At 69.8% G+C, this 8746-nt stretch carries 13 protein-coding genes; 11 read left to right on the forward strand and 2 right to left on the reverse strand.

The features are described from left to right. Window position 1: 1 nt before the first annotated feature. The 11 genes from map (at window position 2) to NYZ95_RS08195 (ending at window position 6624) form a co-directional block, all read left to right on the forward strand. Window positions 2-838 carry a type I methionyl aminopeptidase gene (gene map, locus NYZ95_RS08145; RefSeq protein ID WP_262850507.1) on the forward strand — a complete coding sequence of 279 codons (837 nt, stop codon included), beginning with the start codon at window positions 2-4 and terminating at the stop codon, window positions 836-838. Window positions 839-960: 122 nt separating this feature from the next. After that, the gene (gene infA, locus NYZ95_RS08150) at window positions 961-1182 is read left to right on the forward strand and encodes a translation initiation factor IF-1 (RefSeq protein ID WP_167005645.1); all 222 of its coding nucleotides are present in this window, start codon (window positions 961-963) and stop codon (window positions 1180-1182) included. A 29-nt stretch (window positions 1183-1211) separates the two neighbouring features. Next, window positions 1212-1325: a 50S ribosomal protein L36 gene (rpmJ, locus tag NYZ95_RS08155; RefSeq protein WP_068116313.1), complete on the forward strand. Its 114-nt coding sequence runs from the start codon at window positions 1212-1214 to the stop codon at window positions 1323-1325. 133 nt (window positions 1326-1458) lie between these two features. Then, window positions 1459-1836: a 30S ribosomal protein S13 gene (gene rpsM, locus NYZ95_RS08160; protein ID WP_262850510.1), complete on the forward strand. Its 378-nt coding sequence runs from the start codon at window positions 1459-1461 to the stop codon at window positions 1834-1836. Then, window positions 1836-2234: a 30S ribosomal protein S11 gene (gene rpsK / locus NYZ95_RS08165; RefSeq protein ID WP_167005636.1), complete on the forward strand. Its 399-nt coding sequence runs from the start codon at window positions 1836-1838 to the stop codon at window positions 2232-2234. The genes rpsM and rpsK overlap by 1 nt, the downstream gene beginning before the upstream one ends. Before the next feature lie 27 nt (window positions 2235-2261). Beyond that, a complete protein-coding gene (gene rpsD, locus NYZ95_RS08170; protein ID WP_262850513.1) occupies window positions 2262-2870 on the forward strand; it encodes a 30S ribosomal protein S4 in 609 nt (202 codons plus the stop codon). Window positions 2871-2970: 100 nt separating this feature from the next. Further along, on the forward strand, window positions 2971-3984 hold the full coding sequence (locus NYZ95_RS08175; protein WP_262850515.1) for a DNA-directed RNA polymerase subunit alpha: 1014 nt from the start codon (window positions 2971-2973) through the stop codon (window positions 3982-3984). Window positions 3985-4030: 46 nt separating this feature from the next. Next, complete coding sequence (gene rplQ, locus NYZ95_RS08180) at window positions 4031-4582, forward strand: 50S ribosomal protein L17 (protein WP_262850517.1); 552 nt, start codon at window positions 4031-4033, stop codon at window positions 4580-4582. A gap of 118 nt (window positions 4583-4700) precedes the next feature. Further along, window positions 4701-4967, forward strand: a complete 267-nt coding sequence (locus tag NYZ95_RS08185) for a GlsB/YeaQ/YmgE family stress response membrane protein (protein ID WP_262850519.1) — start codon at window positions 4701-4703, stop codon at window positions 4965-4967. Between the two features lie 52 nt (window positions 4968-5019). Next, window positions 5020-6072 carry an LLM class flavin-dependent oxidoreductase gene (locus tag NYZ95_RS08190; protein WP_262850521.1) on the forward strand — a complete coding sequence of 351 codons (1053 nt, stop codon included), beginning with the start codon at window positions 5020-5022 and terminating at the stop codon, window positions 6070-6072. A 243-nt stretch (window positions 6073-6315) separates the two neighbouring features. Continuing rightward, window positions 6316-6624, forward strand: coding sequence for a 2'-5' RNA ligase family protein (locus NYZ95_RS08195; protein WP_262850523.1), 309 nt, complete (start codon window positions 6316-6318; stop codon window positions 6622-6624). Window positions 6625-6633: 9 nt separating this feature from the next. On the opposite strand, the gene NYZ95_RS08200 is transcribed toward NYZ95_RS08195, so the two are convergent. Both NYZ95_RS08200 and NYZ95_RS08205 read right to left on the reverse strand, forming a co-directional pair. After that, the gene (locus tag NYZ95_RS08200) at window positions 6634-8157 is read right to left on the reverse strand and encodes a flotillin family protein (RefSeq protein WP_262850525.1); all 1524 of its coding nucleotides are present in this window, start codon (window positions 8155-8157) and stop codon (window positions 6634-6636) included. Between the two features lie 28 nt (window positions 8158-8185). Then, a complete protein-coding gene (locus NYZ95_RS08205; protein WP_504923840.1) occupies window positions 8186-8683 on the reverse strand; it encodes an NfeD family protein in 498 nt (165 codons plus the stop codon). Window positions 8684-8746 lie beyond the last annotated feature (63 nt).

Here is an 8746-nt window from a genome sequence, read left to right on the forward strand (position 1 = left end):
GATGGGCCTGTTCGGCAGCGGCCTCGAGATCAAGAAGCCCGACCAGGTCGCGGTGATGCGCGAGGCCGGGATCATCGTGGGCGAGACGCTGCAGCTGCTGCGCGAGTCCGTTCGTGCCGGCATGACGACGGCCGACCTCGACGCGATCGCCGAGAAGCACATCCGCAGCCGCGGTGCTGCCCCGAACTTCAAGGGCTACCACGGGTTCCCTGCGACCATCTGCACCTCGGTGAACGACGAGGTGGTCCACGGCATCCCGGGGGAGCGGGTGATCGCCGAGGGTGACCTCGTGTCGATCGACTGCGGCTGCGTCCTCGACGGCTGGCACTCCGACGCGGCAGTGACCGTCGCGGTCGGGGAGGTGCCCCAGCGTCGACGCGAGCTGATGCGGGTCTGCGAGGAGTCGATGTGGCGGGGGATCGCCGCCGCCCATCTCGGCGGCCGGGTGAGCGACATCGGCCACGGTGTCGAGACCTACGTACGCTCCCAGCCGGACGGCGAGTCGTACGGGATCGTCGAGGACTACGTCGGTCACGGGATCGGCTCGGCGATGCACATGCCTCCGAACGTCCCCAACTTCGGTCCTCCCGGCCGCGGGCCGAAGCTCGTCAAGGGCCTCGTGCTGGCCGTCGAGCCCATGCTCACCGAGGGCACGATCGAGACCACGACGCTCGAGGACGACTGGACGGTCGTCACCGACGACGGTGGCTGGTCCGCGCACTTCGAGCACACCTTCACCCTCACCGACGCCGGCGCCTGGGTGCTGACCGCGCTCGACGGTGGACGCGCGCGGCTCGCCGAGCTCGGCGTGCCGTACGGGGGCCCGGCCGAGGCCTGAGACTCCGGGGGACCGGATTTGTCCCAGGGTTGCCGCGCACCGTACTATGGACAGTCGGCCGGAGTCTGCGTTTCTGCATGCCTCCGGCCGGTCCGAGAGACGTACGACAGATTGCGGAGGACATGGCCAAGAAGGAAGGCGTCATCGAGCTCGAGGGCTCGGTCATTGAAGCCCTGCCGAACGCGATGTTCCGAGTGGAGCTGACCAACGGCCACAAGGTTCTTGCCCACATCAGCGGCAAGATGCGCCAGCACTACATCCGGATCCTCCCTGAGGACCGCGTGGTGGTGGAGCTGTCCCCGTACGACCTCACGCGGGGTCGGATCGTCTACCGGTACAAGTGACCCCTGTCCGTACGAGATAAGAGAGCTCGATGAAGGTTCAACCGAGCGTCAAGCCGATCTGCGACAAGTGCAAGGTCATCCGTCGCCATGGCCGAGTCATGGTGATCTGCGAGAACCCTCGCCACAAGCAGCGGCAGGGCTGACCAGCCCACCACCCACACGTGGCCGCTCACCTCGTCGACGACGAGGTGCTTCCCCCGGACCGGAGGCCGGGGCCTGGCTGAGGCAGCCAGGACGCGCCACGCCCACACCTCCGCAGTGGAAGGAAACCGCCTGATGGCACGCCTCATCGGTGTCGACCTGCCGCGCGACAAGCGCGTGGTGATCGGTCTCACCTACATCTACGGCATCGGCCGTACCCGCAGCCAGCAGCTGCTCGAGCAGACCGGCATCAGCCCCGACCTGCGCGTCCACGAGCTGAGCGAAGACCAGCTGGTCGCGCTCCGTGACGCGATCGAGGGCCAGTTCCAGGTCGAGGGCGACCTTCGTCGCGAAGTGGCCGCCGACATCCGTCGCAAGATCGAGATCGGCAGCTACCAGGGCCGCCGCCACCGCGCCGGGCTCCCCGTGCGCGGTCAGCGGACCAAGACGAACGCGCGCACCCGCAAGGGTCCGAAGCGCACCGTTGCCGGCAGCAAGAAGAAGGGTAAGTAATGCCTCCGAAGGGCACGGGCGCCAAGAAGGTGCGCCGCAAGGAGAAGAAGAACGTCGCTGCGGGCCAGGCCCACATCAAGAGCACGTTCAACAACACGATCGTCACGATCACCGATCCCTCCGGTGCGGTGATCTCGTGGGCCTCTGCCGGCACGGTCGGCTTCAAGGGCTCGCGCAAGTCCACTCCGTACGCCGCGCAGATGGCCGCTGAGGCCGCCGGGCGTCGGGCGATGGAGCACGGGATGAAGAAGATCGACGTCTTCGTCAAGGGTCCGGGTTCGGGCCGCGAGACGGCGATCCGTTCCCTGGGTGCCGTCGGCCTCGAGGTCGGCACGATCCAGGACGTCACCCCCAGCCCCCACAACGGCGTGCGGCCGCCCAAGCGCCGGCGCGTCTGATCGCCCGGATCGGAGAGGAGAACACAGATGGCCCGTTACACCGGACCCCTGACCAAGAAGTCTCGCCGCCTGGGCGTCGACCTCGTCGGCGGTGACGCCGCGTTCGAGCGTCGCCCCTACCCGCCCGGCCAGCACGGCCGCGGCCGGGTCAAGGAGAGCGAGTACCGCACGCAGCTCCAGGAGAAGCAGAAGGCGCGCTACACCTACGGCGTCCTGGAGAAGCAGTTCCGCAAGTACTACGAGGAGGCGCACCGTCGTCCCGGCAAGACCGGTGACAACCTGCTGCAGATCCTCGAGTGCCGTCTCGACAACGTGATCTACCGTGCCGGCTTCGCCCGCACGCGTCGTCACGCGCGCCAGCTCGTGGTCCACGGCCACTTCCTGGTCAACGGCCACAAGGTCGACATCCCGTCGTACCAGGTCAGCCAGTACGACATCATCGACGTGCGGCCGAAGTCGCTCGAGATGACGCCGTTCATCGTGGCTCGTGAGACCTTCGACGCCGACTCCGTCCCCGCATGGCTCACCGCCGTGCCGGAGAAGGGTCGCGTCCTCGTCCACCAGCCGCCGGTGCGCGAGCAGATCGTCGTGCCGATCACCGAGCAGCTGATCGTGGAGTACTACTCCAAGATCTGACGCCTCGACGGCCTGCCCGGGCCCGCGCCCGGGCAGGTCACCACCAGCCTCATTCACCGTGTCCGTCATATAGCGGGCGACGCGGAAAGGAAACCAGAACATGCTCATTGCACAGCGGCCGACACTGTCCGAGGAAGTCGTCGACGAGTTCCGCTCGCGGTTCGTCATCGAGCCTCTCGAGCCGGGCTTCGGCTACACCCTCGGCAACTCCCTGCGCCGTACGCTCCTGTCGTCGATCCCGGGTGCCTCCGTCACCTCGATCAAGATCGACGGTGTGCTCCACGAGTTCTCGACGATCCCCGGCGTGACCGAGGACGTCACCGAGATCATCCTCAACCTCAAGAACCTCGTGGTCAGCTCGGAGCACGACGAGCCCGTCGTCATGTACCTGCGCAAGCAGGGCCCCGGCGACGTCACCGCAGCCGACATCGCGCCTCCGGCCGGTGTCGAGGTGCACAACCCTGACCTCAAGATCGCGACCCTGAACGACAAGGGCAAGATCGAGGTCGAGCTGGTGGTCGAGCGCGGACGCGGCTACGTGTCGGCGGTCCAGAACAAGACCGGCGACGAGGAGATCGGGCGCATGCCGGTCGACTCGATCTACAGCCCGGTCCTCAAGGTCACGTACAAGGTCGAGGCCACTCGTGTCGAGCAGCGCACCGACTTCGACAAGCTCATCATCGACGTCGAGACCAAGCGCTCGATCCTGCCGCGCGACGCCATGGCGTCGGCCGGCAAGACGCTGGTCGAGCTGTTCGGTCTCGCGCGCGAGCTCAACGTCGAGGCCGAGGGCATCGACATCGGCCCGTCGCCGGTCGACGAGGCGCTCGCCGCCGACCTCGCCCTGCCGGTGGAGGATCTCCACCTGACGGTCCGGTCGTACAACTGCCTCAAGCGTGAGGGCATCCACACCGTGGGTGAGCTCATCTCGCGCAGCGAGCAGGACCTGCTGGACATCCGCAACTTCGGCTCGAAGTCGATCGACGAGGTGAAGGCCAAGCTCGCCGAGATGGGTCTGGGCCTGAAGGACAGCCCGGCCGGTTTCGACCCGAGCGCAGTCGTCGACAACTTCGCCGACGACGACGAGAGCTTCGCGGAGGACGAGCAGTACTGAGCCTGCGCTCAGCTGCTCTCCGCACTACTTCCCAGGAGACAAAGCAATGCCCACGCCCACCAAGGGTCCGCGGTTCGGCGGGAGCCCGGCGCACCAGCGTCTGATCCTCGCCAACCTCGCACAGAGTCTGTTCGAGCACGGCCGCATCACCACCACCGAGGCCAAGGCCAAGCGCCTTCGCCCGTACGCCGAGTCGCTGATCACCCGCGCCAAGGTCGACACCGTCGCCAACCGGCGGCAGGTCGTCAAGGTGATCCGCGACAAGGGCATCCTGCACGAGCTGTTCACCGAGATCGCGCCGAAGTACGCGACGCGTCCCGGTGGCTACACGCGCATCACCAAGATCGGGCCGCGCAAGGGTGACAACGCCCCCATGGCCGTGATCGAGCTCGTCGAGGAGAAGGACTTCTCCGTCACGACGAAGACGCCGAAGAAGGCCAAGAAGGCCGAGACCGCTCCGGTCGAGGCTCCCGAGAGCGCCGACGAGGTCAAGGACCAGATCGCCGCTGCGGACGAGGTCGAGGCTCCCGCCGAGGAGGCGCCTGCCGCCGACGAGGCGAGCGCCGACAAGGCCGAGGGCGACGCCGACAAGGCCTGACCCTCACCGGTTCACCACGAGGGCCGGCACCAGTCCCGTACGGGGCGGGTGCCGGCCCTCGTGTCGTCCTCGTGCAACTCCTCCTGCGCGGAGGGCCCGAGCGCCCTAGGCTGCGGTCGTGCTCATCATCGCGATCATCCTCTTCGGCATGCTTGCCGGTGCCCTTGCTCAGATCATCCTCGGCAGCGGGATGTCCGGTGTCGACTGGACCGTCGCCTTCGTCGCCGGGATCGTCGGCTCCTTCGTAGGCGGCCTGCTCATCAGCCTCCTCGCCGGCGACGGGCTCGAGCTGCGCCCGAGCGGCATCATCGGCTCGATCGTCGGGGCCCTGATCGTCACCTTCGCGTGGCAGTGGTGGCGAGGACGCGAGCGGACGAGCCACTAGGCGACGGCGGGCCTGAGGAATCCACGCCCGCCTCGTGGCGTTGACCAGAGGCATGGCGTCTCCCCAGCTCTCGGTCCTCGACCTCGTCCCCGTCCGTACCGACCAGACGACCGCGGACGCGCTCGCAGCGACCACGTCGCTCGCCCAGACCGCCGACCGTCTCGGCTTCACCCGCTACTGGGTCGCCGAGCACCACAACATGCCGGCTGTCGCGGCGACCTCGCCGCCGGTCCTCATCGCGCTGCTCGCCGCGCAGACGTCGCAGATCCGTGTGGGGTCGGGCGGGGTGATGCTCCCCAACCACGCACCGCTGGCGGTCGCGGAGCAGTTCGCGCTGCTCGAGGCGGCCTTCCCTGGCCGCATCGACCTCGGGCTCGGGCGCGCGCCCGGGTCGGATCCCGTGACCTCCTGGGCGCTGCGCGGTGCGGCGGGGCGTGACGACACCGACGTCGCGAACTTCCCGCAGTACCTTGACGACGTGATGGCACTGATGGACTCGACCGTCGGCGTCCGGGTGCCGATCCGGGGCCAGGACTACCGTCTGCGCGCGACGCCGAGCGCCACCTCGACTCCGCGGCAGTGGCTGCTGGGCTCGTCGACGTACTCCGCGCACCTCGCCGCCGCCAAGGGCCTCCCGTACGTCTTCGCCCACCACTTCTCGGGGCAGGGCACTGCCGAGGCTCTGGAGATCTACCGCCGCGAGTTCCGTCCGAGCGAGGAGACCCCGACGCCGACGACCTTCCTGACCGTGAACGTGGTCGTCGCCGACACGTACGAGGAGGCCGCCGCGCTCGCGGTCCCGAACCTCCAGTCGATGGCCCGGCTGCGCACGGGTGCGCCCATGACGGCGCTCGACCTCGTTGAGGACGCGGAGAAGGCCGACCTCACCGGTCCGCAGCAGGCGATGGTCGCGGACGGGCTCGTGCGCAACGTGGTCGGCGATCCTGGGCAGGCCGCAGAACGGGTCCGGGCGCTCGCGGCGGAGTTCGACGTCGACGAGGTGATGGTCCACCCGGTCGCCTCGGCACGGAAGGGTGAGGACCCACGACGCTCGGTGGCGCGCGAGCGGACCCTGGAGCTCCTCGCCGCTGCGCTCGTCGACTGAGCGGGGACCGGCCAGGCTAGGGGGCATGGCCCTCGCCGTCTGCGCCCTCTTCGACCGCCGCACCGAGCGGCGCCTCCGTGCGTTGTGGGACCGACTCGAGGAACGCGGCGTGCACACGCTCGCCTCGCACACCCACGGCCGTCATCACCCGCACCTCTCGTACGCGGTGCTGCGGACGTGGGACCTGACCGCCGTCCGGCGCGCTCTGGAGGCGCTGCCGGACGGCGGTCCGTTCACGATGACGTGCCACGGCACGGCCTCGCGTTCCCGCGAGGCCGTGCCGCGCTGGCACCGTCGATCACCGCGGAGGTCGCGCGGCGCCAGGAAGCGGTCGCCGAGGCTGTGCAGGCGACGGGCGCCGAGCTCCACCGCAACTACGTGCACGGGTCGTGGGTGCCGCACGTCTCCCTCGCGACGCGGGCGCCCGGAACGCTTCTCCCGCTGGTCACCGACGCCGTGGCGGCGGTCCTGCCGATGCCGCTGGTCGTCGACCGAGCGGCGCTCGTCGACAGCGGCAGCGGCGAGACCTGGGTGCTCGACACGATCCCGTGACGTGCGCGCTCAGACGGTCGCGCCGTTCGCGCCGTTGGCCACCGGCGCGACCTTGCTCCCCGCCGCCTTCTCGATGGAGCGGTGCAGCAGCGCCTCGAGGTCGAGCCCGGTCGAGGTCTTGAGCATCTGCAGCGTCTGGACGACGTTGTCGTTGACCTGCTTCGGCAGGGCGCCTGCCCCATCGGTCGACAAGACGGTGAGCTGGTCGATCGCCGCGATCGGTGCGGCGACCTCGCGCGCGATCTGCGGGAGCACCTCGATGAGCATCTGGAGGACGGCTGCGTCGTTGTAGCTGGCGAAGGCGGCCGCGCGCTGGTCCATCGCCTCGGCCTCGGCACGACCGATGGCGAGCGTCGCGGCAGCCTGGGCCTCGCCCTCCGCGCGGGTGGCCTCGGCCTCGGCGACGCGCCGGGCCTTCTCCGCCTCACCACGGCGTGCGCCCTCGATGGCCTCCGCCTCGGCGAGCGCGGCACGGCGTGCCTTCTCCGCCTCGCCCGTCAGGCGGGCCTCCTCCGCGTTCGCCTCGGCCGCAGCGATCGTCGAGGCCTTGCGAGCCTCGGCGGCCGCGATCTCCGACGTGCGGCGCGCCTCGGCCTCCTGCTCGACGCGGTAGCGCTCGGCGTCGGCGGGCTTACGGACCTGCGTCTCGAGCTGCCGCTCGGTCAGCGCCGCCTGGCGGACCGCGACCTTCTCCTGCTCGGCGAGGATCGCCTGGTCACGGTCGGCCTGCGCGAGCGGGCCGGCGGAGGCTGCGTTGGCCGCAGCGGCGTCGGTCTCGGACTTGATCTCTGCCTGCTTCAGAGCGAGGGTCCGCTGGGCGATCGCGATCTCTTCCTCGGCCTTCAGGCTGGCCTGCTCCGCGGCCTGGCGCGCGGCGGCCTCGGCGATGGCGGCGGTCTGGCGGATGCGGGCCGCCTCGGGGCGTCCGAGGTCGGACAGGTAGCTGCCGTCGTCGGTGACGTCCTGGATCTGGAACGTGTCGAGGATGAGCCCCTGGCCGGTCAGCGAGTTCTCGGACTCGTCGGCGACCCGCTGGGCGAACGCCGCGCGGTCACGGATGATCTGCTCGACGGTCAGGCCACCGACGATGGAGCGCAGCGCACCGGCGAGGACCTCCTGCGTGAAGGGCTCGATGTCGGCCTGCTGCGACAGGAAGCGCTGAGCGGCCAGACGGATCTGGTCGGCGTTGCCCCCGACCTTGACGATCGCCACGCCCTCCACGTTGAGCTTGATGCCCTGGCCGGAGACGGCGCCGCGGATCTGGACCGAGATCCGGCGGCTCGAGAGGTCCATCGTCGCGAGCCGCTGGACGAACGGGATGACGAACGTGCCGCCGCCGAGGATGACCTTCTGGCCGGAGAGGTCGGTGGTGAGGGCACCGGTCTCCGGGTTGAGGACCGCCTTGCCCTTGCGGCCGGTCACGATGAACGCCTGGTTGGGGCCCGCGACCTTGTAGCGGCTGGTGACCAGCAGCACGAGGAGCACGAGGAGGGCGACGAACCCGACGACGGGTACGAGGACAGAGCTGGACACAGCGGCGGCCTTTCGGGGGGAAGGGGATTCAGGCGACGACGTCCCACACCGGGGCGACCGTGACCGCCGTCGGGGAGAGGACCTCGGTGACGTGCACCTCCTCGCCTGCGGCGAGGGGCTGCGCGGCACGGGCGTTGAGCTGGAGCGTGTGGCCGCCGACCGCGACACGGACGACGCCGTACCCGTCGGCAGGCACCTCGGACACGACCCGCCCGCTCCGGCCGAGGCAGTCGCTGGTCGAGGGCGTCGCGTCGCTCCCGCCTCCCCGGACGAGGCGGGTCAGCCACGCTGCGAACCACCCGACGACGCCACCGGCGACGACGGCGAGCGGCACGCTCACGAGCAGCGGGGCTCCGAGGCCGTCGGCCACGGCACCACCGAAGCCGAAGGCCGAGACGAAACCGCCGATGACCGCGCTCGAGAAGGCGTCCCCGGGGAGCCCGTCGGTGAGGCCGTCGAACAGGTCGCCGACCAGCAGCGAGACCGCGAGCAGCGCGAGGCCGAGCAGGCCGAGGATGACGTACACGGTCAAAGGAGGGCTCCTGGGGGAAGGACTGAGCGGATCGTACTGGAGCGAGGGGGTCGTCGT

Origin of the sequence: Mumia quercus, from assembly GCF_025506335.1 — a bacterium.
Taxonomy (GTDB): Bacteria; Actinomycetota; Actinomycetes; order Propionibacteriales; family Nocardioidaceae; genus Mumia; species Mumia quercus.

What these genes read in the sequence shown, in the direction of transcription:
- map (WP_262850507.1), top strand. Translation starts at nt 2, where the DNA reads ATGGGCCTGTTCGGCAGCGGCCTCGAGATCAAGAAGCCCGACCAGGTC.
- infA (WP_167005645.1), top strand. Translation starts at nt 961, where the DNA reads ATGGCCAAGAAGGAAGGCGTCATCGAGCTCGAGGGCTCGGTCATTGAA.
- rpmJ (WP_068116313.1), top strand. Translation starts at nt 1,212, where the DNA reads ATGAAGGTTCAACCGAGCGTCAAGCCGATCTGCGACAAGTGCAAGGTC.
- rpsM (WP_262850510.1), top strand. Translation starts at nt 1,459, where the DNA reads ATGGCACGCCTCATCGGTGTCGACCTGCCGCGCGACAAGCGCGTGGTG.
- rpsK (WP_167005636.1), top strand. Translation starts at nt 1,836, where the DNA reads ATGCCTCCGAAGGGCACGGGCGCCAAGAAGGTGCGCCGCAAGGAGAAG.
- rpsD (WP_262850513.1), top strand. Translation starts at nt 2,262, where the DNA reads ATGGCCCGTTACACCGGACCCCTGACCAAGAAGTCTCGCCGCCTGGGC.
- NYZ95_RS08175 (WP_262850515.1), top strand. Translation starts at nt 2,971, where the DNA reads ATGCTCATTGCACAGCGGCCGACACTGTCCGAGGAAGTCGTCGACGAG.
- rplQ (WP_262850517.1), top strand. Translation starts at nt 4,031, where the DNA reads ATGCCCACGCCCACCAAGGGTCCGCGGTTCGGCGGGAGCCCGGCGCAC.
- NYZ95_RS08190 (WP_262850521.1), top strand. Translation starts at nt 5,020, where the DNA reads ATGGCGTCTCCCCAGCTCTCGGTCCTCGACCTCGTCCCCGTCCGTACC.